At 74.4% G+C, this 23,343-nt stretch carries 24 protein-coding genes; 10 read left to right on the top strand and 14 right to left on the bottom strand.

Annotated elements, in window-relative coordinates:
* Nucleotide 1 precedes the first annotated feature (1 nt).
* From LGQ04_RS12815 to kduI, 5 genes are all read left to right on the top strand, one after another.
* Nucleotides 2–709, top strand: a complete 708-nt coding sequence (locus LGQ04_RS12815) for a YesL family protein (RefSeq protein WP_229244261.1) — start codon at nt 2–4, stop codon at nt 707–709.
* Nucleotides 710–775: 66 nt separating this feature from the next.
* Entirely contained in the window at nt 776–1,951 is a 1,176-nt protein-coding gene (locus LGQ04_RS12810) for a glycoside hydrolase family 88 protein (protein WP_229244260.1), read from the top strand.
* Nucleotides 1,948–2,877 carry a fumarylacetoacetate hydrolase family protein gene (locus LGQ04_RS12805; protein WP_229244258.1) on the top strand — a complete coding sequence of 310 codons (930 nt, stop codon included), beginning with the start codon at nt 1,948–1,950 and terminating at the stop codon, nt 2,875–2,877. The genes LGQ04_RS12810 and LGQ04_RS12805 overlap by 4 nt, the downstream gene beginning before the upstream one ends.
* Nucleotides 2,874–3,638, top strand: a complete 765-nt coding sequence (kduD, locus tag LGQ04_RS12800) for a 2-dehydro-3-deoxy-D-gluconate 5-dehydrogenase KduD (protein WP_229244256.1) — start codon at nt 2,874–2,876, stop codon at nt 3,636–3,638. The genes LGQ04_RS12805 and kduD overlap by 4 nt, the downstream gene beginning before the upstream one ends.
* Before the next feature lie 68 nt (nt 3,639–3,706).
* Entirely contained in the window at nt 3,707–4,546 is an 840-nt protein-coding gene (kduI, locus tag LGQ04_RS12795; protein WP_229244254.1) for a 5-dehydro-4-deoxy-D-glucuronate isomerase, read from the top strand.
* A 75-nt stretch (nt 4,547–4,621) separates the two neighbouring features.
* On the opposite strand, the gene LGQ04_RS12790 is transcribed toward kduI, so the two are convergent.
* The 12 genes from LGQ04_RS12790 to LGQ04_RS12735 form a co-directional block, all read right to left on the bottom strand.
* The gene (locus LGQ04_RS12790) at nt 4,622–5,737 is read right to left on the bottom strand and encodes a hypothetical protein (protein ID WP_229244252.1); all 1,116 of its coding nucleotides are present in this window, start codon (nt 5,735–5,737) and stop codon (nt 4,622–4,624) included.
* The gene (der, locus tag LGQ04_RS12785; protein ID WP_229244250.1) at nt 5,734–7,224 is read right to left on the bottom strand and encodes a ribosome biogenesis GTPase Der; all 1,491 of its coding nucleotides are present in this window, start codon (nt 7,222–7,224) and stop codon (nt 5,734–5,736) included. The genes LGQ04_RS12790 and der overlap by 4 nt, the downstream gene beginning before the upstream one ends.
* Nucleotides 7,225–7,307: 83 nt before the next feature.
* Nucleotides 7,308–7,673, bottom strand: a complete 366-nt coding sequence (locus tag LGQ04_RS12780; RefSeq protein ID WP_229244248.1) for an iron chaperone — start codon at nt 7,671–7,673, stop codon at nt 7,308–7,310.
* A gap of 84 nt (nt 7,674–7,757) precedes the next feature.
* Entirely contained in the window at nt 7,758–8,453 is a 696-nt protein-coding gene (locus LGQ04_RS12775) for a lysophospholipid acyltransferase family protein (RefSeq protein ID WP_229244246.1), read from the bottom strand.
* Nucleotides 8,450–9,205: a (d)CMP kinase gene (gene cmk / locus LGQ04_RS12770; protein WP_229244244.1), complete on the bottom strand. Its 756-nt coding sequence runs from the start codon at nt 9,203–9,205 to the stop codon at nt 8,450–8,452. The genes LGQ04_RS12775 and cmk overlap by 4 nt, the downstream gene beginning before the upstream one ends.
* A 32-nt stretch (nt 9,206–9,237) precedes the next feature.
* The gene (aroH, locus tag LGQ04_RS12765) at nt 9,238–9,600 is read right to left on the bottom strand and encodes a chorismate mutase (protein ID WP_229244238.1); all 363 of its coding nucleotides are present in this window, start codon (nt 9,598–9,600) and stop codon (nt 9,238–9,240) included.
* A 31-nt stretch (nt 9,601–9,631) separates the two neighbouring features.
* Nucleotides 9,632–10,366: a pseudouridine synthase gene (locus tag LGQ04_RS12760; RefSeq protein ID WP_372470066.1), complete on the bottom strand. Its 735-nt coding sequence runs from the start codon at nt 10,364–10,366 to the stop codon at nt 9,632–9,634.
* Between the two features lie 188 nt (nt 10,367–10,554).
* Nucleotides 10,555–11,301 (bottom strand): SMC-Scp complex subunit ScpB, encoded by a 747-nt coding sequence (gene scpB / locus LGQ04_RS12755; RefSeq protein WP_372470065.1) that lies wholly within the window; start codon nt 11,299–11,301, stop codon nt 10,555–10,557.
* The gene (locus tag LGQ04_RS12750) at nt 11,298–12,275 is read right to left on the bottom strand and encodes a segregation and condensation protein A (RefSeq protein WP_372470064.1); all 978 of its coding nucleotides are present in this window, start codon (nt 12,273–12,275) and stop codon (nt 11,298–11,300) included. The genes scpB and LGQ04_RS12750 overlap by 4 nt, the downstream gene beginning before the upstream one ends.
* Nucleotides 12,259–13,152, bottom strand: a complete 894-nt coding sequence (locus LGQ04_RS12745; protein ID WP_372470075.1) for a ParA family protein — start codon at nt 13,150–13,152, stop codon at nt 12,259–12,261. Before LGQ04_RS12745 ends, LGQ04_RS12750 begins: the two co-directional genes overlap by 17 nt.
* A 195-nt stretch (nt 13,153–13,347) precedes the next feature.
* Nucleotides 13,348–14,310, bottom strand: coding sequence for a site-specific tyrosine recombinase XerD (gene xerD, locus LGQ04_RS12740; RefSeq protein WP_372470063.1), 963 nt, complete (start codon nt 14,308–14,310; stop codon nt 13,348–13,350).
* A gap of 22 nt (nt 14,311–14,332) precedes the next feature.
* Nucleotides 14,333–15,328: a heme o synthase gene (locus LGQ04_RS12735; protein WP_308016404.1), complete on the bottom strand. Its 996-nt coding sequence runs from the start codon at nt 15,326–15,328 to the stop codon at nt 14,333–14,335.
* A 323-nt stretch (nt 15,329–15,651) separates the two neighbouring features.
* On the opposite strand from LGQ04_RS12735, the gene tkt reads away from it, so the two are divergent.
* The 5 genes from tkt (at nt 15,652) to pgl (ending at nt 22,561) form a co-directional block, all read left to right on the top strand.
* Complete coding sequence (tkt, locus tag LGQ04_RS12730; protein ID WP_229244234.1) at nt 15,652–17,814, top strand: transketolase; 2,163 nt, start codon at nt 15,652–15,654, stop codon at nt 17,812–17,814.
* A gap of 167 nt (nt 17,815–17,981) precedes the next feature.
* Entirely contained in the window at nt 17,982–19,124 is a 1,143-nt protein-coding gene (gene tal, locus LGQ04_RS12725) for a transaldolase (protein ID WP_229244231.1), read from the top strand.
* A 107-nt stretch (nt 19,125–19,231) separates the two neighbouring features.
* Nucleotides 19,232–20,773 carry a glucose-6-phosphate dehydrogenase gene (gene zwf, locus LGQ04_RS12720; RefSeq protein WP_229244229.1) on the top strand — a complete coding sequence of 514 codons (1,542 nt, stop codon included), beginning with the start codon at nt 19,232–19,234 and terminating at the stop codon, nt 20,771–20,773.
* A 79-nt stretch (nt 20,774–20,852) separates the two neighbouring features.
* Nucleotides 20,853–21,767, top strand: a complete 915-nt coding sequence (gene opcA, locus LGQ04_RS12715) for a glucose-6-phosphate dehydrogenase assembly protein OpcA (RefSeq protein WP_229244227.1) — start codon at nt 20,853–20,855, stop codon at nt 21,765–21,767.
* Nucleotides 21,764–22,561, top strand: coding sequence for a 6-phosphogluconolactonase (pgl, locus tag LGQ04_RS12710; protein WP_229244225.1), 798 nt, complete (start codon nt 21,764–21,766; stop codon nt 22,559–22,561). Before opcA ends, pgl begins: the two co-directional genes overlap by 4 nt.
* Nucleotides 22,562–22,654: 93 nt before the next feature.
* Here the strand turns inward: pgl and LGQ04_RS12705 are convergent, their stop codons facing one another.
* Entirely contained in the window at nt 22,655–23,002 is a 348-nt protein-coding gene (locus tag LGQ04_RS12705; protein ID WP_229244217.1) for an RNA polymerase-binding protein RbpA, read from the bottom strand.
* Nucleotides 23,003–23,091: 89 nt separating this feature from the next.
* The gene (gene secG, locus LGQ04_RS12700) at nt 23,092–23,334 is read right to left on the bottom strand and encodes a preprotein translocase subunit SecG (RefSeq protein ID WP_229244516.1); all 243 of its coding nucleotides are present in this window, start codon (nt 23,332–23,334) and stop codon (nt 23,092–23,094) included.
* Nucleotides 23,335–23,343: the final 9 nt, after the last annotated feature.

The following is a 23,343-nucleotide window of genomic DNA, read 5'->3' as shown; positions in this document are numbered from 1 at the left end:
CATGGCCATCTCGCCGCAGGCCCGCCGACGCCTCGTGTCGCACGAGACGTACGAGCTCGTCTTCACCACGGCCTACACCGGTCTCGCGACCAACCTCCTCGTCGTGCTGGGCTGCCTGCCGCTCGTCGTGCTCGCCGTGACGACGGACACCGCGGCGTCGTGGCCGGCCCTGGCTCTCCTCGCGCCGCTGTGCACGCCCGCCCTCGTCGCCGCGTTCGGCGTGTTCCGGGCGTTCACCGCGGACGGGTCGGCGCAGGTGGTGCGCACGTTCTGGCGCACCTACCGGCAGCACTGGCGCCGGTCCGTCGCGCTCGGGGCCACGAGCACCGCTCTGGTGGTGGTGCTCGTGGTCGACGTGCGTGCCGTGTGGGGCCACCCCGTGGGGGCGGTCGCCATCCCCGTGTTCGTCACCCTCGTCGTGCTGACCCTCGTGACGGCGCTCGTCGCCGCCGCCTCGCTCGCCGACCACCCCACGGCACGCCTGCGCGACGTGCTCCGGGCGTCGCTCTTCGCGGGCGTGCGCCGGTGGTACCTCACGCTCCCGTCGCTGCTCGTCCTCGCGATGCTCGGCTCCGTGATCGCGACGCGCCCCGCCGTCGGGCTCGGCCTGGCGCTCGCCCCGCTCCTCTTCGTCGCGTGGGGCGGTGCCCGCTACGCGCTGCGCTCGACCCTCGGCACCGTCCCCGCGCCGGTCGCGGCCTCCCGCTGACCGCCTGCTCCTGACCTCGTCACCGACCGTCGGCCGCTCCGCGCGCCGACCCGAAGGATGTTCCTGATGACGCTCGCCCCCGGGCTCTCCACCGAGCTCGCTCCCGCCGTCGACGCCGCGCTCGCGACCGTCCGGCGCAACATCGCCGCGTTCGGCGACCTCTACCCCGACGACACGACCTCCGGCAACGTGTACCCGCCGCGCCCCGCGACGCCGGAGTTCGCCGAGGGCGCGAACCGCGGCTGGACGACGAGCTTCTGGCCGGGCCTGCAGTGGCTCGCGTTCGAGCTCACGGGCGACGACGCGTTCCGCGCAGCGGGCGAGCGGCATGTCGCCGACTTCGCGCGGCGGGTCGACCAGGGCGAGGACCTGCAGACGCACGACCTCGGGTTCCTCTACACGCTGTCCTGCGTCGCGCCGTGGCGCCTGCTCGGCGACCAGACCGCGCGGCGTGCCGCCCTGTCGGCCGCCGACCACCTCATGGTCCGGTTCCTCGAGCCGGCGGGCATCCTCCAGGCGTGGGGCGACCTGTCCGACCCGGCGCAGCGAGGCCGGACCATCGTCGACAGCCTCATGAACATGCCGCTGCTCACCTGGGCCGGCGAGCAGACGGGCTCCGAGCGCTTCCCCGACGCCGTGCGCCGGCACACGAAGCAGCTCGCGACGCACATCGTCCGCGACGACGACACGACGTTCCACACGTTCTACTGGGACCCGGTGACGGGCGAGCCGCTGCGCGGCGGGACCGAGCAGGGCGCGGGCGACGACTCGTGCTGGGCGCGCGGCCAGGCCTGGGGCATCTACGGGTTCGCGATGAACCACCAGGTGACCGGCGACCCGGCCCTGCTCGACGCCTCGCGCCGGTGCGCCGACTACTTCCTCGCGCACCTGCCGTCCGACGGCGTGCCCTACTGGGACCTCGTCTACACCGACGGCAGCGACGCGCCGCGCGACAGCTCGTCCGCCGCCATCGCCGCGTGCGGGCTGCACGAGCTCGCGTCGGTCGAGGCCGACCCGGAGCGCCGCGACCGGTACGCGGCCGCCTCGCTCGACATGCTGCGCGCGCTCGTCGCCGAGTACACGCCGGAGGCCGAGGGCGTCGAGTCCGACGCCCTCCTCCTCCACTCGGTCTACGACGCGCCGAAGAGTATCGGCGTCGACGAGGGCAGCCTGTGGGGCGACTACTTCTACCTCGAGGCGCTCGTGCGCCACACGCGCCCGGGCTGGGTGAAGTACTGGTGAGGCTCGTCACGCACCTGCCCCACGGGCCCGGCGGGCCCGAGCACCCCGGTGCCCTGGTGGACGCCGCCGACGGCGAGCGCCTCCTCGACCTCGCGGTCCACCTCGGCGACGGGGTCACGGTCACCGACGTGCTCGCCGACGCCCGCCTGACGCAGCGGGCGCGCGACGCCGTCGAGCACGCGACGGCCGACGTGGAGGCCCGGCGCTCCCTCCCCCGGGCCGACGACGCCCGGCTGGCGCCGCCGGTCCGGCCCGGCACGATCCTGTGCCTCGGGTACAACTACCGCGGGCACGTCCCGGACGGCCAGGACCCGACGGCCGACGACCCGCAGTTCCCCGACGTCTTCGTCAAGACGCCCAACACGCTGAGCGGCCCGTCCGACGCGGTCGTCGTGCCGGCGGTCGCGGACGACGTCGACTACGAGGGCGAGATCGCCGTCGTGATCGGCCGCCGCGCCCACGCCGTGCGCGTCGAGGACGCGATGGACCACGTCGCGGGGTACACGCTGTTCGACGACGTCTCGGACCGCGCGTGGCAGCGCCGGCAGAGCCAGTGGGCGATGGGCAAGTGCTTCGACGGGTTCGGGCAGCTCGGCCCCGCCGTGGTCACGGCCGACGAGGTGCCCGACTTCCACGACCTGACCGTCGAGGTCGTGCGCGACGGCGTCGTCACCGTCTCGCAGAGCACCGCGACGATGGTGTTCCGCCTGCCGGAGCTCGTCAGCTACCTCAGCCACGTCGTGACCCTGCAGCCCGGCGACATCGTCTCGACCGGCACGCCGCAGAAGCTGCCCGACGCGCTCGACACGCACCGGCCGCTCGTCGCGGGCGACGCCGTGACGGTCCGCGTCGCGGGGCTCGGCGAGCTCACGACCCGCTTCGTCGCCCCGCCCACGACCCCCTCGACCGAAGGAGCGCCCGCATGATCCTCGACCAGTTCCGCCTCGACGGGAAGGTCGCCCTCGTCACGGGCACGAGCCGTGGCCTCGGCCAGGGCGCGGCGGTCGCGCTCGCCGAGGCGGGCGCCGACGTCGCGCTCCTCGACCGCAGCGTGCCCACCGAGACCGTCGCGCGGGTCGAGGCGCTCGGCCGGCGCGTGCACAGCGTCCAGCGCGACCTCGCGACCGCGACGCCCGCCGAGCTCGACGCCGCGGTCGCCGAGGTCGTCGAGACGCTGGGCGCCGTCGACGTGCTCGTGAACAACGCGGGCACGATCCGCCGCGCCCCGGCGGCCGAGCATCCCGCCGAGGACTGGGACACCGTCCTGACGGTCAACCTCGACGCCGTGTTCCACCTGTCCCAGGCGGCCGGTCGCCGCATGCTCGAGCGTGGTGGCGGCAAGATCGTCAACGTCGCCTCGATGCTGTCGTTCCAGGGCGGCATCCTCGTCCCCGGCTACGCGGCGTCGAAGCACGCGGTCGCGGGCCTGACCAAGGCGCTCGCCAACGAGTGGGCCGCCCGCGGCGTCAACGTCAACGCGGTCGCGCCCGGCTACATGGCGACCGACAACACCGCCCCCATCCGCGCCGACGAGGCGCGCGAGCGGTCGATCGCCGACCGCATCCCGGCCGGACGGTGGGGGCTTCCCGAGGACCTCGCCGGCGCGCTCGTCTTCCTCGCGTCCGACGCCGCCGCGTACGTCCACGGGGTCGTGCTGCCCGTGGACGGCGGCTGGCTCGTGCGCTGACCCGCCGCCCGCCCGCACCCAGACCTCCGGCCGGAACGACCGGTCGGCGACACCAGGAGAGCAGACCAGTGGAACAGCGTTACGCCACCAGCCCCGAGCAGATCACCGGAGCGACGACGCAGGAGCTGCGCGACCGCTTCCTCGTCCAGGACCTGTTCGTCCCGGGCGAGGTGAACGTCACCTACACCCACCACGACCGCGTCGTCCTCGGGGGCGCCGTCCCCGGTGACGGCCCGCTGCCGCTGCCGACCTACGACGAGATCCGCAGCGAGTACTTCCTCGAGCACCGCGAGGTCGGGATCGTCAACGTCGGCGGCACGGGCACCGTGACGACCGACGGCGAGGTCCACGAGCTGCCGAAGGGCGCGTGCCTGTACGTGGGCCGCGGTGTGCGCGAGGTCGTGTTCGCGAACGTCGACGCGTCGGGGGACGAGGGTCCCGCGGCGTTCTACCTGTTCTCCGCCCCCGCGCACACCGCCTACCCGACGGTCCTCACGCTGCCGGGCCAGGGAACGGTGCGCGAGCTCGGCGACCAGGTGACGTCGAACCGCCGCTCGCTCAACCAGTACATCCACGAGAACGGCGTGCAGTCCTGCCAGATCGTCATGGGCGTCACGTCGCTGCACGAGGGCAGCATGTGGAACACCATGCCGGCGCACACGCACGACCGGCGCACCGAGTGCTACCTGTACTTCGACGTCCCGGCCGAGGCGCGCGTGATCCACCTGTGCGGGCAGCCGACCGAGACCCGGCACCTCGTCGTGGGCGACCGCGAGGCGATCATCTCCCCGAGCTGGTCGGTGCACTCGGGCGTCGGCACCGCGGCGTACTCGTTCGTGTGGGCCATGGCCGGCGAGAACCAGTCGTTCGACGACATGGACGGCTTCCCCGTCACGTCGATGCGCTGACCGTCCCGCTGCCGAACCCCGGGTTGCCCGGCACGTCCGACCCGACGTGCCGAGCAACCCGGGGTTCGGCGCGTGTCACGGCCCCGTGTGCCGCCGCTCGTCGTCGCGCCCGAGCGCGGCACCCAGGGCGGCGAGGACGAGCAGGTCGACGACCAGACCCGCCACCCCGACCCACTGCAGCGCCCGGAACACGAGGAGCTGCGTGAGCAGCAGCGAGACGAGCACGCCGCGGCGCACCCACACCGCCGCCGCCCGGCGGTCGCCGGAGCCGTCGCCCCGGGCCGACGGTCCCCGGGCTCCCCCGCCCCGGGCCCGCAGCACGCCCACGACGACGCACGCGGTGGTCGCCGCGACCCCGACGACGATCCCCCACCCGACCCACGACGGGACGTCGATCCCGCCGACCAGGACGCGCACGCCCGCGGCGAGCGACCCCACGGCGGTGCCGAGCACGGCGACGACCACGACAACACCCGCCCAGCGGCGCTCCAGCACAGATCGGAACCCGGCGGACGACCGTCGCACGAGAGCGCGCACCGGGTCGGGCACGTCCGCGTCGTCGCGCGGCACGGCCTCGACGAGCGCCGCGACCTCCTCGGCCGTCGGCTGCCCGCGGCCCAGGTCGACGAGGGCCCGCGCCTCGTCGCGCGCCTCGTCGGTGAAGCCGCCCGCGACCCCGGCGACCGCGCGGTCGGTCGCCACGGCGAGGTACTCCGCCGGGTGGTGACGCCGGCGCCCGTGCAGCGCCTCGACGACGAGGACGAGCACGACCACCGTCGCGTAGACGAGCGCCGCCGTCGGCTCGTAGAAGTAGTCGTTGTCGGCCGTGACGAACTTGCCGATCTCGTCGACGAACAGCCCGAACCCGACGCCGCTCAGCACCGCGCCGAGCGAGCGCAGCGTCGGGCCGACGAACGACAGCAGGACGACGATGCCGAGCGCCATGCCCAGCCCGCCCCACAGCACGTGCGCGACGTGCAGCTCACCGCCGCCCACCTGCGGGTACCCCGACGCCGCGAGGAGGAAGCGCGTGACGAGCACCGTCGCGACGGCCACGACGAGGAACGTCACGAGGTGGCGCGTCGCCGCCGTGTCCCGGGCGACGCCGAGGCGCAGCACGCGCCCGCGCCCCACCCGGCCGGGCGCACCGCCCCCGCCCGTCCCGGAGCGCGAGCGCGCGCCGTCGGTCACCGCTTGCGCTTCTCCCGCACGCGCACGCTGATCTCGATGGGCGTGCCCTCGAACCCGAACGTCTCGCGCAGACGACGCTCGATGAACCGGCGGTACCCCGCCTCGAGGAACCCGGTCGCGAAGACGACGAACCGCGGCGGGCGCGTGGAGGCCTGCGTCGCGAAGAGGATGCGGGGCTGCTTGCCGCCGCGCAGCGGGTGCGGGTGCGCCGCGACGAGCTCGCCGAGGAACGCGTTGAGCCGCCCGGTGGGGATGCGCGTGTCCCACGCGTCGAGCGCGCGCTCCATCGCCGGCACTAGCCGGTCGGTGTGCCAGCCGGTCTGCGCGGACACGTTGACGCGCGGCGCCCACTGCACCTGCACGAGGTCCTTCTCGATCTCCCGCTCCAGGAAGGGGCGACGGTCCTCGTCCATGAGGTCCCACTTGTTGTACGCGATCACGAGGGCGCGCCCGGCGTCGACGACCTGGGAGATGACGCGCGTGTCCTGCTCCGTGAGCGGCACGGACGCGTCGACGAGCACCACGGCCAGCTCTGCCTTCTCGATCGCGGCCTGCGTGCGCAGCGACGCGTAGAAGTCGGCGCCCTTGGTCTGGTGCACGCGACGGCGGATGCCCGCGGTGTCGACGAGCACGTACGGCACGCCCTTGATCTCGACGAGCTCGTCGACCGGGTCGCGCGTCGTGCCCGCGAGCTCGTCGACGACGACCCGCTCCGACCCGGCGATCTTGTTGAGCAGCGACGACTTGCCGACGTTCGGGCGCCCGATCAGGGCGACGCGACGCGGGCCCGTGGGGCGCACCTCGCCGTGCTCCGACTCCGTCGGCAGCGCCCGCATCGCGGCGTCGAGCAGGTCGCCGGTCCCGCGGCCGTGCAGCGCGGACACCGGGTGCGGCTCGCCGAGCCCGAGGCTCCACAGGGAGGCGGCGTCGGCCTCGCCGGACTGCCCGTCGACCTTGTTGGCGCACAGGACCACCGGCTTGCCCGAGGAGCGCAGGAGCTGCACGACGCGTTCGTCGGTCGAGGTCGCCCCGACCGTCGCGTCGACGACGAACAGCACCGCGTCGGCGAGCGAGATCGCGACCTCGGCCTGCTCCGCGACCTTCGACTCGATGCCTGCGACGTCGACCTCCCAGCCGCCCGTGTCCACGAGGGTGAACCGGCGCCCCGCCCACTCCGCCGGGTAGCTGACACGGTCGCGCGTCACCCCCGGCTTGTCCTCGACGACCGCCTCGCGACGCCCGAGGATGCGGTTGACGAGCGTCGACTTCCCGACGTTGGGACGACCGACGACGGCGAGCACCGGCAGCGGCGCCTCCGCCTCGTGGTCCTCGAGGTCGAGCTCGTCGGCGTCGAGCAGCGCGAGGTCGGTCTCCTCCAGCTCGTAGTCGTCGAGGCCCGCGCGCAGGGCGCGCTCCCGCGACGCGTCGTCGGTGAGCTCCGCGGCGTCCGTGGGCACGCCGGGCTGGGCCTGGTCGGGTGTGGTCATGAGGTCCATTCTCCCAGGCGCAGAGCCCGACGCCGAACGCTCGCCCGTCCGCGGGCCGTGACGCCGCGCACGCCGCCCCCTCGTCAGCCGGCCGTGCCGTCGCGACGCGCCGCGAGGAGCACGACGACCGCGCGCACGACGTCGTCCGGCACGGGCTCGGCGAGGGGGAAGCGCAGCGTCCCCTTCCCGTCGCGGTAGCGTGCGAGGCGCCGGGCGAGGTCGTCGTCCACGTCGTCCGGGACGGGGTAGAGGGACACGTGGTGCGCCCACCCCGCGAGGTACACGACGTACCGGTCGTCGAGCGTGAACGTCGGGATCCCGTAGCTGATGCGCTCGCCGAGGCCCTCCACCGCGTCGTGGACCACCCCGCGCAGGTGCTCGACGACGTCGCGCGCACCCGGCTCGAGCCCGGCGACGTACTCGTCGACGGTGGTGGCCTTCCCGGCCATCGGCTCACCCCCTCCCGGGTCCGGCACGGCTAGCGCGAACCTACCGCGCACCGGCCGACCCGGCGCGCGGGGAGGTGTGCGGCGTCAGAGGGCGGCACCACGCTCGCGGTTCGGGTCGTCGGTCGGCAGGGCGATCCCGGTCCGCGCGACCGTGTCCGCGACGAGCTCGGCGAGCGCCGTCCGGATGCGCTCGTTGGCGTCCTCGAGCGCCTGCTTGCCGCTCGTGCCGGGGGCGCGCACGACCGCGACGGGCTCGCCGAACCGCACGACGAGGCGTCGGCGCAGGCCCGGCAGACGGTTCACGCCCTCCCCCGTGCGCCGGGTGCCCAGGACGGCGACCGGGACCACGGGCGCCTGACCGTGGAGCGCCAGCCACGCGACACCCGCGCGCGCGGTCGTCGCGTCGCCCCGGCCGCGGTTGCCCTCGGGGAACACCCCGACACCGCCGCCGCGCCGCAGCACCGCGAGCCCGGTGGCGAGGGCGCGCCGTCCCCCGGCCCGGTCGACGGGGATCTGCCCGGCGGCGCGCAGCACCCACCCGACGGGGCCGACGAACATCTCCTCCTTGACGAGCACGTGCAGCGCCCGCGGCGCGACCCCGAGCACGACCGGACCGTCGACGAACCCGGTGTGGTTCGCGGCGAGCACGACCGGCCCGTCGGCGGGCACGTGCTCCGCCCCCTCGACGCGGGTGTCCCACACGACGCGCGCGAGGAACCGTCCGACCCACCGCGACCACGCGGGACCCGCGGGCGACGGGACGCGCGGCGTGCCGCTCACGGCTGCGTGGGCGAACCCGCCGTCCGGCCCGTCACCTGCTCGACGACCTCCAGCACCGCGTCGATCGTCTGCGGCAGGTCGAGGTCGGAGGAGTCGACGGTCACGACGCCGTCGGCGGCGACCTGGAACTGGGAGACCGTGGCGTCGTCGCGGTCGCGGCGCAGCACCTGGTCCTTGGTGGCCTCGACGGCCGCGGCGTCGGCCGTGCCGTGCACGTCGAGCGAGCGTCGGGCGAGGCGCGCCTCCTCGCTCGCGGTGAGCAGGACGCGCACGTCGGCGTCGGGCGCGACGACGGTCGTGATGTCGCGCCCCTCGGCGACGACGCCGCGGCCCGCGGAGAATCCGCCCTGCCGCTCGGACTCGATGACGTCGCGCTGCAGGCGGCGCAGCTCGGCCCGCACCTCGAGGTTCGTCGCGACCGCACTCACGGCGGTCGAGATCTCGGTGGTGCGGATCGCCTCGCCCACGTCCGTCCCGTCGACGTGGACCGTGGGCGCGTCCGGGTCGAGGCCGACGACGAGCGGCATGACGCGGACCGCCCGCGCGACCGCGGCCCCGTCGCCGAGGTCCTCCTCGCGCCGCAGGCACCACCAGGTGGCGGCCCGGTACATGGCCCCCGTGTCGAGGTAGGCCAGGCCGAGCCGCCGCGCGACGCCCTTCGCGACGCTGGACTTCCCCGACCCCGACGGCCCGTCGATCGCGACCGTCAGCGACGTGCCGACCTCGGCGTCGTGCGCCGTCCCGTGCGTCATCTCGTCTCCGTCCTGCGCGGCCTCGCGCGCGCTCACTGGGCCAGGTCCCGGCGCAGGGCCACCGCGCCGTGGAGGTACACGTGCTGCACGTCGGCACGCTCGACGTCGAGCTCGGCGTGCGCCATGAGCCGCACGACGCGGGGCAGCGCCCCGGGCACCGCGATCTCCGTCGCGCACATGAGCGGGACGTCGCCCAGGCCCATCTCGCGCGCGGCGGCCGCGGGGAAGTCCGACACCAGGTCGGGGGTGCAGGTGAAGATCACGGAGATGAGCGAGGCGGTGTCGACGCTGTTCGCGTCGAGGACGGCCTGCACGAGCTCGCGCGTGCGGGCGAACAGGTGGTCGCGCTCGTCGACGTCGAGCTGGGTGGCGCCCCGGACGGCCCGGACCGGCATGGGTGGTGCTCCTTCGTGCGCGGTGCGCGGCTCAGAGGGCGACGGCGGACATGAGAGTGCCGAGCTCCGTGCGCCCGAGGACGCGCGTCGTGCCGGGTCGCAGGTTGCCGAGCGCGATCGGGCCGATGCGGGTGCGCACCAGCCGCGACACGGGGTGGCCGACCTCGTCGAACATGCGGCGCACGACCCGGTTGCGCCCGGAGTGCAGGACGAGCTCGACCATGGTCCGGTCGGCGACCTGGTCGACGACGCGGTAGGCGTCGGCGCGGACCACGCCGTCCTCGAGCTCGATGCCGTGCAGGAACCGGTTCGCGAGGTTCCCGGGCAGCTTGCCCTGGACGGTGACGAGATACGTCTTCGCGACCTCGTGCGACGGGTGCGCGAGGCGGTTCGCGAGCTCGCCGTCGTTGGTCAGGAGCAGGAGGCCCTCGCTGTCGGCGTCGAGCCGGCCGACGTGGAACAGGCGCTCCGAGCGGTCGGCGACGAGCTCGGCGAGGCTGGGACGGCCCTCGGGGTCGTGCATCGTGGACACGACGCCGCGGGGCTTGTTCAGCGCCAGGGTGACGCGCGACGTGTCGAGCTGGAGCCGCATGCCGTCCACGTGGACGACGGCGCGTGCCGGGTCGACCCGCACGCCCAGCTCGCGCACGCGCACGCCGTCGACCTCCACGCGGCCCGTGGCGATGAGCTCCTCGCAGGCGCGGCGCGAGCCGAGGCCCGCGGCGGCGAGCACCTTCTGCAGGCGCACGCCGTCCTCGACGTGCACGTCCTTGACGGGCTCGGGCGCCGGCCGAGGGCGGCGGCTCGCGGCGCCGTCCCGGGCGCCGGAACCCCGGCCGCCCTGGGACCCGCCCCTCTGAGCCCCACCCCGCTGGGCCCCACCCCGCTGAGCCCCGGGCCGCTGCGACCCACCGCGTCGCGGCGCCCCGCCGTCCCGGCGTCGGTCTGCTGTGCTCATTCCCGTCCTTCGTCCGTGGTCCCGTCGTGCGGTGCGTCGTCCGACGCGCCGTCACCGGGTGCCTGTGCTGCGGGGCGGCGCCCGGTGCCCGCCGACCGGAGGTCCGCGAGACCGTCGATGCCCTCGAGGTCGTCCATGCCGGGCAGGTGCGGTGCGAGCGGCGGCAGCTCGTCGAGCGAGGTGAAGCCCATGCGCTCAAGGAAGTACCCCGTGGTGCCGAACAGGCTCGCACCGGTGTGCGGGTCCTGACCGGTCTCGGCCACGAGCCCGCGGGCGGCCAGTGTGCGCACCACGCCGTCGACGTTCACGCCGCGCACCGCGGACACCTGCCCCCGGCTGACCGGTTGACGGTACGCGATGACGGCCAGAGTCTCCAACGCCGCCTGGGTGAGACGGGCCGTCTGCCCGCCCTGGACGAACCGTCCGACGGCCTCGGCGTGGGCCGGCGCCGAGTACACGCGCCACCCCCCGGCCGCCTCGCGCAGCTCGAAGCCCCGCGGCCGTGCCCCGTCCTCGCCGCGGTACTCCGCCGCGAGCGCCACGAGCGCCGCCTCCACCTCGGGGGTGGCGACCGCGAGCGCCGCGGCGAGCTCGACGACGGGGACGGGCTCGTCGGCGACCATGAGGACCGCCTCGAGGGCGGCCGGCAGGCCGCCCGGCAGGTCGTGGACGTCCGGGCCGTCCAGGCCGTCCGTGGCCGCGGGGTCGGTCGGCGCCGCCCCCTGTTGGTCGGTGTCCGTCACGCGAGCGCCTCCTCGGCCTCGTCCTGCTCGTCGAACTCGCCGCCCACCCCGGCCGCGAGCACCGGGACGCCGCGCCGCGCGCCGTCGGGCTCCGGGTCGTCGGGGTCCGCGTGGTCGAGGTCCGCGTCGTCGGTCTCGTCGGCCCCGGCCCACCGGACGGTGAGCTCGCCCAGGGGCGAGACCTGGTCGAACCCGACCAGGCCCTCGCGGAAGAGCTCCAGGAGCGCGAGGAAGCGGGCGACGACCACGACGGTCTCCCCCGCGTCCGCCGTGAGCGAGCGGAACGTCGCCACGCCCTGGCGGCGCACGCGTCCCGCGACGAGCTCGGCCTGCTCGCGCACGCTCACCGCGGGGGCGTGCAGGTGGGCGAGGTCGACGCCCGGCGGGGGCGGCTTGGGCGCGAGGGCGCCCGCGGCGAGGGCGGCGAGCCGGTCCGGGCCGAGCGTCCACACGAGCTCGGGCAGGGCGGCGGCCAGGTGCGGCTCGAGCTGGACGACCCGGGGGAACCGGCGCCCCTGGCTCGCGAGGCGCTCGGCGAGCACCCCGGAGACCTCCTTGTACGCGCGGTACTGCAGCAGGCGCACGAACAGCAGGTCGCGCGCCTCGAGGAGCGCGAGGTCCTCCTCGTCGTCGACGCTGCCCGACGGCAGCAGGCGGGCGGCCTTGAGGTCGAGGAGCGTCGCCGCGACCACGAGGAACTCGCTCGCGGTCCCGAGGTCCCACCCCGGGTGGTCCACCCCCGCGGCGCGCGCGGCCTGCGCGGCCTGTTCCTGTGTGCGGATGTAGGCGACGAAGTCGTCGGTCACGCGACCGAGCGCGACCTCCGTGATGTCGAGCTTGTGCTTCGTGATGAGCGACAGCAGCAGGTCGAACGGTCCCGTGAAGTTGTCCAGCCGGACCTCGAAGCCGCCCGGCTCGGCGACCTCGGCCGGGTCGACGGGCCTCGCCGGTGCGACGTCAGGCGGCGTCGCCACGGGCGACCAGCTCCCGGGCGAGCTGCCGGTAGGCCTGCGCGCCGGGGTGGGTGGGCGCGTACGCGGTGATGGGCTCGGCGGCGACGGATGCGTCGGGGAACTTCACCGTGCGACCGATGACCGTCTGGAAGAGCTTGTCGCCGAACGCCTCGTGCACGCGCGCGACGACCTCGCGCGAGTGGAGCGTGCGGGAGTCGAACATCGTCGCGAGGATGCCGTCGACGTCGAGCCGCGGGTTGAGCCGGTCGCGCACCTTCTCGATCGTCTCGACCAGCAGCGCGACGCCGCGCAGCGCGAAGAACTCGCACTCCAGCGGGATGAGCACGCCGTGCGCGGCCGTGAGCGCGTTGACCGTGAGGAGCCCGAGCGAGGGCTGGCAGTCCACGAGGACGACGTCGTAGTCGTCGACGACCGGCCGCAGAACGCGCGCGAGCACGGACTCGCGGGCCACCTCGCCGACGAGCTGCACCTCCGCGGCGGACAGGTCGATGTTCGCGGGCAGCAGGTCGAGGTTCTCGACCTCCGTGGGGACGAGCACGTCGTGCACGTCGGCCGAGCGCTCCATGAGGAGGTTGTAGACGGTCCGGTCGAGCTCGTGCGGGTTGACGCCGAGGCCGACGGACGCCGCGCCCTGCGGGTCGAAGTCGACGAGCAGGACGCGCCGCCCGTACTCGGCGAGCGCGGCACCGAGGTTGATCGTGGTCGTCGTCTTGCCGACGCCGCCCTTCTGGTTGCACATCGCGATGATGCGGCCCGGCCCGTGCGTCGCGAGCGGTGCCGGCTCCGGGAAGTCGGGCAGCGGTCGCCCGACGACGTCGGTGCGCTGCTCCTGCGCCGTCTCCCCGGGCGGCGGGCCCGACGTCGGGGCCTCGGTCACGGTGGCGGGTCCCGGTGCCACGGGCGGCGCGACCCGAGAGGCGTCGGCACCGGGCGCGGCGTACACGCCCCCGGTCTCGTCGTGGGTCTCGGCCTGGCTGCTCACGTCGGCCACGGTATCGCAGGCCCCCGCCGCGGCTCGCGCGCACGCGCCCGCGCGCCGCGACTTGCCCTCCGCGCGCCGTCGGGCCCAGGGTCAGCCCAGGGCGCGCGGGTGCGCCGAGGTGTACACCTCGCGCAGGGTGTCCGGGGTGACGAGGGTGTAGATCTGCGTGGTCGTCACCGACGCGTGCCCGAGCAGCTCCTGGACGACGCGCACGTCGGCGCCCCCGGCGAGCAGGTGCGTCGCGAAGGAGTGCCGCAGGGTGTGCGGCGAGATCCGCTCCGGGTGCGCGAGCCCCGCCCGCTCCGCCGCGGTGCGCAGCACGGCCCACGCGCTCTGGCGGGACAGCCGGGCGCCCCGCGTGTTGAGGAACGTCGCCGGCGTGCCGCGCCCGTGCGCCGCGAGCTCGGGCCGGGCGCGCACGAGGTAGGCGTCCAGCGCCCTACGGGCGAACGACCCCACGGGGACGACCCGTTCCTTGCCCCCCTTGCCGAGCAGCCGGACCGCGCCGGAGGTCAGGTCCAGGTCGTCGACGTCGAGGTTCACCGCCTCGGAGATGCGGGCCCCGGTGGAGTACACGAGCTCGAGCAACGCACGGTCGCGCAGCGGGCCCGGGCCGTCGCCGCTGCCGGCCGCCTCGAGGATGCGCTCCACCTCGTCCGTGGAGATCGCCTTCGGCAGCCGCTTGCCCTGGGCCGGGGGACGCACGTCGATCGAGGGGTCGGACTCCGCCAGGCCCTCCGCGGTGCAGAAACGGTGCCACCCGCGCACGGCGGCCACGGACCGGGCGGTCGACGACGGCGAGAGGCTCGCCCCGCCGTCGGCCCCCGTGCGCAACGCGACCACGTAGGCCGTCACGTCCTCGGGTGCGACCTCGCGCACCGCGTGGTTCCCCCGCGCGGCGAGGAAGGCGACGTAGCGGGCGAGGTCCCGCCGGTACGCCGCGACGGTGTTCGTGGAGAGGCCGCGCTCGACGGCGAGGTGCGCGAGGTACTCGCGCGCGGCCCGGTCGAGCGCGTCGGGCACGCTCGTCGCCGGTCCTGCGGCCTCGCTCACCCGCGCCTCGCCGACACCGGGGTCACCAGGGCAGGAAGACGTCGACCGCGACCGCGACGAAGAGCAGCGTGAGGTAGGTGATCGAGGCGTGGAAGACCTTCATCGCGCCGATCTTGCCGCGCGTCGGGTCCTGGGCCCGGCGCAGCATCGTCACGCACGAGGCCATGAACCACACGCCGAGGCCGGTGGCGACCACGCCGTACACCCACGTCATCCCGGCCAGGGGCCACAGGGCGAGCGACGACGCGACCATCGCGAGGCCGTACACGATCATCTCGCGCGCGACCTTGCGGTCGTCGGCGACGACGGGGAGCATCGGCACCTCCGCCGTGGCGTAGTCGTGCCGGAACTTGATCGACAGCGGCCAGTAGTGCGGAGGCGTCCAGAAGAAGATCACGAGGAACAGGGCGAGAGCGGCCCAGCTCAGGGAGTCCGCGACGGCGGACCAGCCGATGAAGACCGGCATGCACCCCGCGATCCCGCCCCACACGATGTTCTGCGGGGTGCGGCGCTTGAGGATCATCGTGTAGCCGACCACGTAGATCGCGATCGCGGCGAACGTCAGCCACGCCGACAGGGCGTTGACGAGGGTCGCGAACCACACGAGCGACACGACCCCGAGGACCGTCGCGAAGACGAGCGCCGCCCGGGGGCTGATCTCGCCCGTGACGAGCGGGCGCCGCTTGGTGCGGTTCATCACCGCGTCGATGTCGCGGTCGAGGTAGCAGTTGTAGACGTTGGCCGACGCCGCGGCGAGGGTCCCGCCGACGAGGGTCGCCACCACCAGCCAGAAGTCCGGGAAGCCCCCGGCCGCGAGGATCATCGTGGGCACCGTCGTGACGAGCAGCAGCTCGATGATGCGCGGCTTCGTCAGGGCGACGTACGCGCCCACCCGCTCGCGGACCCCGCGCGCGGCGACCGCGGCGCCGCGGGACGCCTGCGGGGACGCGCCCGTCGTGGGCGCGGTGCGCGACGGGACTCCGGTGCCGTCGATCGGGGCCTGGCTCGTGGTGTGCACGCGCTTCGGTGTTCCGTTCTGAGGTGGGGGGCGAGCGGGGACGGACCGCCGGCCGTCCTGCTTCATCGTACGTCCCCGCCTGCCCGGGAGCCGACTCGACGGCGCGGCACATTGTGTGAGATCCGACCGAAATCCACGACGTGAGCACCGACGGGCGGCGACGGCGCCCGCGTATAGGCTGGTTCCCGCAACCACGACACCGCGCCGGGCCGGCCGCACGGGCCCCCGGGCGCAGCGGTCGGGACCGACCGGAATTGTTCGACGGTTTGCTTCGAGAATGTCGCGACGATCCGGGGCCGCGCTCCGGACGGGAATGAGGTTCGGTGAACGCGTTGTCCCCTGCTCACACGCCCCTGGACTGGACGGACCTGGACGACCGGGCCGTCAAGGCGATCAAGGCGCTCGCCGCCGACGCGGTGGAGAAGGTCGGCAACGGCCACCCCGGCACCGCGATCTCGCTCGCCCCCGCGGCCTACCTGCTCTTCCAGAAGGTCATGCGGCACGACCCGGCGGACCCCCACTGGGTGGGGCGCGACCGCTTCGTCCTGTCGGCGGGGCACTCCTCCCTGACGATCTACCTGCAGCTCTTCCTCGCCGGCTACGGCCTGGAGATCGAGGACATCGCGGCACTGCGCACCTGGGGCTCGAAGACCCCCGGGCACCCGGAGTACAAGCACACCGACGGCGTGGAGATCACGACCGGCCCGCTCGGCCAGGGCCTCGCCTCGGCCGTCGGGATGGCGTTCGCCGCCCGTCGCGAGCGCGGCCTGCTCGACCCGAGCGCCGCGCCCGGCGAGTCGCCGTTCGACCACCACGTCTACGTCATCGCCTCCGACGGCGACCTGCAGGAGGGCGTGACGTCCGAGGCGTCCTCCCTCGCAGGTCACCAGCAGCTCGGCAACCTCGTGGTCATCTGGGACGACAACAAGATCTCCATCGAGGACGACACCGACATCGCCTTCACCGAGGACGTCCTCGCGCGCTACGAGGCGTACGGCTGGCACACCCAGCGCGTCGACTGGACGAACGGCGGCACGGGCTACGCGGAGGACGTCGACGCGCTCGCCGCGGCGATCGCCGCCGCCGAGGCCGAGACGAGCCGGCCGTCGATCATCGACCTGCGCACCATCATCGGCTGGCCGTCGCCCACCAAGCAGAACACCGGCGGCATCCACGGCTCCGCGATGGGCGCCGACGAGGTCCGCGGCCTCAAGGTCGAGCTCGGCCTCGACCCCGAGGCGTCGTTCGCGGTCGACGCCGACGTGCTCGCGCACACGCGCGCCGTCGCCGAGCGCCACGGCGACCGGCGCGCCGCGTGGGACACCGCGTTCGAGGCGTGGCGCACCGCGAGCCCCGCCGGCGTCGAGCTGCTCGACCGCCTCACCACCCGCACCCTCCCCGCGGGCTGGGAGGACGCGCTGCCCGCGTTCGAGGCCGGCAAGGACGTCGCGACGCGCGCCGCGTCCGGCAAGGTGCTCACCGCGCTCAAGGACGTGCTGCCCGAGCTCTGGGGCGGCTCCGCCGACCTCGCCGGCTCGAACAACACCACCATGGACGGCGAGCCGTCGTTCGTGCCCGTCGAGCACGCGACGAAGAAGTTCCCCGGGCACGAGTACGGGCGCACGCTGCACTTCGGGATCCGCGAGCACGCCATGGGCTCGATCCTCAACGGGATCGTGCTGCACGGCGGCACCCGCGCCTACGGCGGCACCTTCCTCACGTTCTCCGACTACATGCGCCCGGCCGTGCGCCTCGCCGCGCTCATGCAGATCCCGACGACGTTCGTCTGGACGCACGACTCGATCGGGCTCGGCGAGGACGGCCCGACGCACCAGCCGATCGAGCACCTCGCCGCGCTGCGGGCGATCCCCGGGCTTGACGTCGTCCGCCCCGCCGACGCGAACGAGGTCGCCTGGGCGTGGCGCACCATCCTCGAGACGACCGAGCGCCCGGCCGGCCTGATCCTCACGCGCCAGAACGTGCCGACGTTCCCGCGCGGCACCGACGGGTTCGCGGACGCGTCGGGCACGGCACGCGGCGGCTACGTCCTCGTGGACGCCGAGGGCACGCCGGACGTGATCCTCATCGGCACGGGCTCGGAGGTCCAGCTCGCCGTCGAGGCGCGCGAGCTCCTCGCGGCCGAGGGCGTGCAGGCCCGCGTCGTCTCGCTGCCGAGCCGCGAGTGGTACGACCTCCAGGACGACGCCTACCGCGAGTCGGTGCTGCCCGCCGCGGTGCGCGCGCGTGTGTCCGTCGAGGCGGGCGTCGCGCAGGGCTGGCGCGAGCTCGTCGGCGACGCCGGCCGCACCATCAGCCTCGAGCACTACGGCGCGTCGGCGGACTACAAGGTCCTCTACCGCGAGTTCGGCATCACCGCGGAGGCGGTCGCCGCCGCGGCGCACGAGTCCATCGCGGCGGCCCGCGGCGGCGCCGCCCCCGGTGGTCCCGCGAAGCCCGTCGAGGGCGGCACTGGCGACGTCGACTGACCGACCGTAGATTCCGAGGTGGGGCCCGGCGCGCCGGCGCCCCACCTCGGGACCGCTCCACCCCCGCGCCGCGCGCCACCCCCGCGCCGCGCGTCGGCCCGGCGCGCGACGTCGGCCGCAGCACCCGCGCACGTGAGGCACCGCCGAGCACCACGAGAGGACTTCCCATGACGCAGCCCACCGTCCCCGGTCCCGTCGACCAGCTCACGCAGGCGGGGGTGTCGATCTGGCTCGACGACCTCTCGCGGGAGCGGCTGCGCTCCGGGAACCTCGCCGACCTCGTGGCGACGCGCGGCGTCGTGGGCGTCACGACCAACCCGACGATCTTCGCGAGCGCGCTGTCGACGGGCGACGCGTACGACGCGCAGCTCGCCGAGCTCGCGCCCGCCGGCACCGACGCCGCCGCCGTCGAGGCCGCGGTCGAACGGATCACGACCGACGACGTCCGTGCGGCCGCGGACCTGCTCCGGCCGCTGTACGACGCGACGGACGGCGTGGACGGCCGCGTGTCCATCGAGGTCGACCCGCGGCTGGCGGACCAGGATGCCGGGGCCACCGTCGAGGTCGCCGAGCGCCTGTGGCGCACGATCGACCGGCCCAACGTCTACATCAAGATCCCGGCCACGCTCACGGGGCTCGACGCCATCACCCAGACCCTCGCACGCGGGATCAGCGTGAACGTCACCCTCATCTTCTCCCTCGAGCGCTATCGCGCGGTGATGGACGCGTTCGCGACCGGGCTGGAGCAGGCACGCACCGCCGGCGTCGACCTCGCCCCCGTGGGCTCGGTCGCCTCCTTCTTCGTCTCGCGCGTCGACACCGCGGTGGACGCGGCGCTGGAGAAGGTGGGCACGCCCCAGGCGCTCGACCTGCGCGGGCGCGCCGCGATCGCGAACGCCCGCCTCGCGTTCGAGGCGTACCAGGAGTTCCGCGCGACCGATCGTTGGCGCTCCCTCGCGGCCGCGGGCGCGCAGCCGCAACGACCGCTGTGGGCCTCGACGGGCGTGAAGAACCCGGCCTACCCCGACACGATGTACGTGACCGAGCTGGTCACCGACGGCGTCGTCAACACGATGCCCGAAGCCACGCTCCAGGCCTTCGCCGACCACGGCACCGTCACCGGCGACACCGTCGTGGGCGGCGTGGACGCGGCGCGCCGCACCCTCGAGGCGGTCGACTCGGTCGGCATCTCGATGACCGAGGTGACGCGTGATCTCGAGCGCGAGGGCGTGCGCAAGTTCGAGGACAGCTGGACCGAGCTCCTCGAGACGACCGCGGACGGCCTGCGCCGCGCCTCCGACCAGCGTTGACACCCGTCCGGTCCGCGGGCGCGGGGTGCCGCCGCGCACACCGTCCTCGTAGGATCGACCCGCCTTCCCCCCACCCCGACCCACCTCGAACGGAACGGTGCCACCAGGTGAGACCGGCCAAGATCACGGCAGAGCAGAACCCCCTGCGCGACCCGCTCGACCTGCGCCTGCCCCGCATCGCGGGGCCGTGCGGGCTCGTCATCTTCGGGGTCACGGGCGACCTCGCGCGCAAGAAGCTCATGCCCGCGGTGTACGACCTCGCCAACCGCGGGCTCCTGCCCCCCGGCTTCGCCCTCACGGGCTTCGCCCGGCGCGACTGGGAGGACCAGGACTTCGCCCAGGTCGTGCACGACGCCGTGAAGGAGCACGCGCGCACCCCGTTCCGCGAGGCGACCTGGCGCCAGCTCTCCGAGGGCATCCGGTTCGTCCAGGGCTCGTTCGACGACGACTCCGCGTTCGAGCGCCTGCGCGAGACCGTCGAGACCCTCGACGCGGAGCGGGGCACGGGCGGCAACCACGCCTTTTACCTCTCGGTGCCGCCGAGCGCCTTCCCGGTCGTGTGCCGCCAGCTCGCCGAGTCGGGCCTGTCACGGTCCGAGGGCGACGCGTGGCGGCGCGTCGTCATCGAGAAGCCGTTCGGCCACGACCTCGAGAGCGCCCGCGAGCTCGACGCCGTGGTCTCCGAGGTCTTCCCGCCCGACTCGGTGTTCCGCATCGACCACTACCTCGGCAAGGAGACGGTCCAGAACCTCCTCGCCCTGCGGTTCGCGAACCAGATGTTCGAGCCGTTGTGGAACTCCCACTACGTCGACCACGTCCAGATCACCATGGCCGAGGACATCGGCATCGGCGGGCGCGCGGGCTACTACGACGGGATCGGCGCCGCGCGCGACGTCATCCAGAACCACCTGCTCCAGCTCCTCGCGCTCGTCGCGATGGAGGAGCCCGTGTCGTTCGACGCCCCCTCGCTGCGCGCCGAGAAGATCAAGGCGCTGTCCTCCGTGCGGCTGCCCCGCGACCTGTCGAAGCACACCGCGCGCGGCCAGTACGCCGCCGGGTGGCAGGGCGGCGAGGAGGTCATCGGCTTCCTCGACGAGGACGGCATCTCCGCCGAGTCCCGCACCGAGACGTACGCGGCCATCCGCGTCGACGTCGACAACCGGCGGTGGGCCGGCGTCCCGTTCTACCTGCGCACCGGCAAGCGGCTCGGGCGGCGCGTCACCGAGGTGGCCGTCGTCTTCAAGAAGGCGCCGCACCTGCCGTTCGAGACGTCGCAGGCGTCCGACCTCGGCAACAACGCCCTGGTCATCCGCGTGCAGCCCGACGAGGGCGTGACCATGCGGTTCGGCGCGAAGGTGCCGGGCACCGCGATGGAGGTCCGCGACGTCACGATGGACTTCGGGTACGGCCACGCGTTCACCGAATCCTCCCCCGAGGCGTACGAGCGGCTCATCCTCGACGTCCTGCTCGGCGACCCGCCGCTCTTCCCGACGCGCGAGGAGGTCGAGCTGTCGTGGAAGATCCTCGACCCGATCACCGCGCACTGGGAGGCGAAGGGCGCGCCCGAGCAGTACCGGTCCGGCACATGGGGGCCGACGTCGGCGGACGAGATGCTCGCGCGCGACGGCCGCGTCTGGCGGCGTCCGTGACGCCGCCGAGGCACCTCGTGCCCCGCCCCGCGTCCTTCGACGCCCGCACCGCCCGCCCGCGACCGGGGAGGACCCCGCGATGATCATCGACCTTCCCGACACCACGACCAACGCGGTGAACAAGCGGCTCGTCAGCCTGCGGGACGAGGGCGGCGCCGTCGCCCTGGGCCGCGTGCTCACCCTCGTCGTCATCGCCCGCGAGTCCGAGGTCGAGACGTCGATCGAGGCCGCGAACGACGCGAGCCGCGAGCACCCCTGCCGGGTGGTCGTCGTGGCTCCCGCCGCGGGCGACGCCACCCGGCTGGACGCGCAGATCCGCGTCGGCGGCGACGCCGGTGCGTCCGAGGTCGTGGTGCTGCGCACCGCGGGACCGCTCCTCGACCACGCGGACACGCTCGTCATGCCCCTGCTCCTGCCCGACGCGCCGATCGTCGTCTGGTGGCCGGGCGAGCCGCCGTCGTCGCCCGACGACGACCCCGTCGGCGCCATGGCGCAGCGCCGCATCACCGACTCCGTCACGGCCGAGGACCCCGGGGCGACCCTCACGCAGCTCGCCGCGACGTACGGTCCCGGCGACTCCGACCTCGCATGGGCGCGCGTCACGCTGTGGCGCGGACTCATCGCGGCGGCCCTCGACCAGCCGCCCTACGACCCGGTGACCTCGGTCGTCGTGGAGGGCGAGGACCGGCACACGTCGATCGACCTGCTCGCCGCGTGGCTCGGCCAGAAGCTGCACTGCCCCACGACGATCCGCCGCACGCCCGGTGCCGAGGCGATCACGCGCGTCACGCTCGAGCGCAGGAGCGGGCCGATCGTCCTCGACCGGCCCGACGGGCGCATCGTGACGATCAGCCAGCCCGGCAAGCCGGACCGCAGGGTCGCGCTGCCGATCCGCAAGCTCAGCGAGGCGCTCATCGAGGAGCTGCGCCGCCTGGACCCCGACGAGGTCTACGGCGAGGTCCTCACCAAGGGCCTGCGGAAGGTCGGCGCATGAGCGCGACGCCGGCCCAGGGGCTCGGACCCGTGACGACGCCGCACCCGCACCGGCGGCTCGTCGTCGTCCACCCCGACGCGGGCGTCCTCGCCGAGGCGGTCGCGTCGCGGCTCGTCACGCGGCTCCTCGACCTCCAGTCGGTCGCCCGGCCCGTGCACGTCGTGCTCACCGGGGGCACCGTCGGCATCGCGAGCCTCGCGGCGCTCGCGCGCCACCCCGTCCGGGACGCGGTCGACTGGTCGGGCGTGCACCTGTGGTGGGGGGACGAGCGCTTCCTCCCGTCCGGCGACGCGGACCGCAACGAGACGCAGGCGCGCTCCGCGCTGCTCGACCACCTGCCCCAGCTCCCGGCCGGGAACGTGCACCCGATGCCCCCGGCCGACGAGGTCGCCACCCCCGAGGAGGCGGCCGACCGGTACCGCGCCGAGCTGGCCGAGCACGCCGCGGACGGCGCCGCGGTCCCGGAGTTCGACGTCCTGCTCCTCGGCATGGGGCCCGACGGGCACGTCGCGTCGCTCTTCCCCCAGCACCCCGGCCTCGACGTTACCGGGGTCGCCGCGGCCGGCGTGCACGGCTCTCCGAAGCCGCCGCCGGAGCGCGTCACGCTGACGTTCGAGGCGATCGCCGCCGCGCACCAGGTCTGGGTCGTGGCCGCCGGCGCGGAGAAGGCGGAGGCGGTGGCCTCGGCGCTGTCCGCTGCACCCGCGCACCGGACCCCCGCGGCCGCGGTCGCGGGCACGGAGCGCACGCTGTGGTTGGTCGACGCCGCCGCAGCGGGCCACACCGACACGTAGTCGACCTCGGTCTCGAGGAGAGAGGGCGTCGGGGCGTCAGCGCCCCGACGTCATCGGGCCGACGTCACCTGGCCTGACGTTACGGGCCTGACGTCACCGGCCTCGGCGCGCGCGCAGCGCGGCGAGCGCCTCGTCGAGGATCGCGACGCCGTCCTCGTCGGAACGGCGCTCCTTCACGTACGCGAGATGCGTCTTGTACGGCTCGTTGCGCAGGGGCGTCGGAGGGTTCTCCCGGTCCTGTCCCGCGGGGAACCCGCACCGCGGGCAGTCCCAGGTCTCCGGCGCCTCGATGGCCGCCTCCGAGGAGAAGCTCGGCTGCGTCTCGTGACCGTTCGCGCACCAGTACGACACCCGGAACCGGGGGGCGACCTCGCCCCGCTCGGACTCGCCGAGCGGCCCCGCTCCGACGCGCGACCCGCGGATCGCGTTACCACCTGCCACGTGCACTCCCCCGTCCTGCGTGCCGCCATCGGCACCGTCCCCGGCGACGCCGTCCCGCGCCGCCTCCCGCGCCCGTCAGGGCGCGGGGCTCAGCTCACCTTCTGGATCAGGCCCAGCAGGACGATGACGACCGTCCAGACGATCGCGAAGGTCACCGTGATGCGGTTGAGGTTGCGCTCGGCGACGCCGGAGCTGCCCACCGAGGTCGACATCCCGCCGCCGAACATGTCGGACAGGCCGCCGCCCTTGCCCTTGTGCATGAGCACGAGCAGGGTGAGGAAGCCGCTGGTCAGCAGCAGGAGGATCTGCAGGATGATGCGCAGCACGTCCACGAGTACGTC

Origin of the sequence: Cellulosimicrobium marinum, assembly GCF_020551945.1 — a bacterium.
Taxonomy (GTDB): domain Bacteria; phylum Actinomycetota; class Actinomycetes; order Actinomycetales; family Cellulomonadaceae; genus Cellulosimicrobium; species Cellulosimicrobium marinum.
This window is presented reverse-complemented; position numbering and strand designations above follow the sequence as displayed.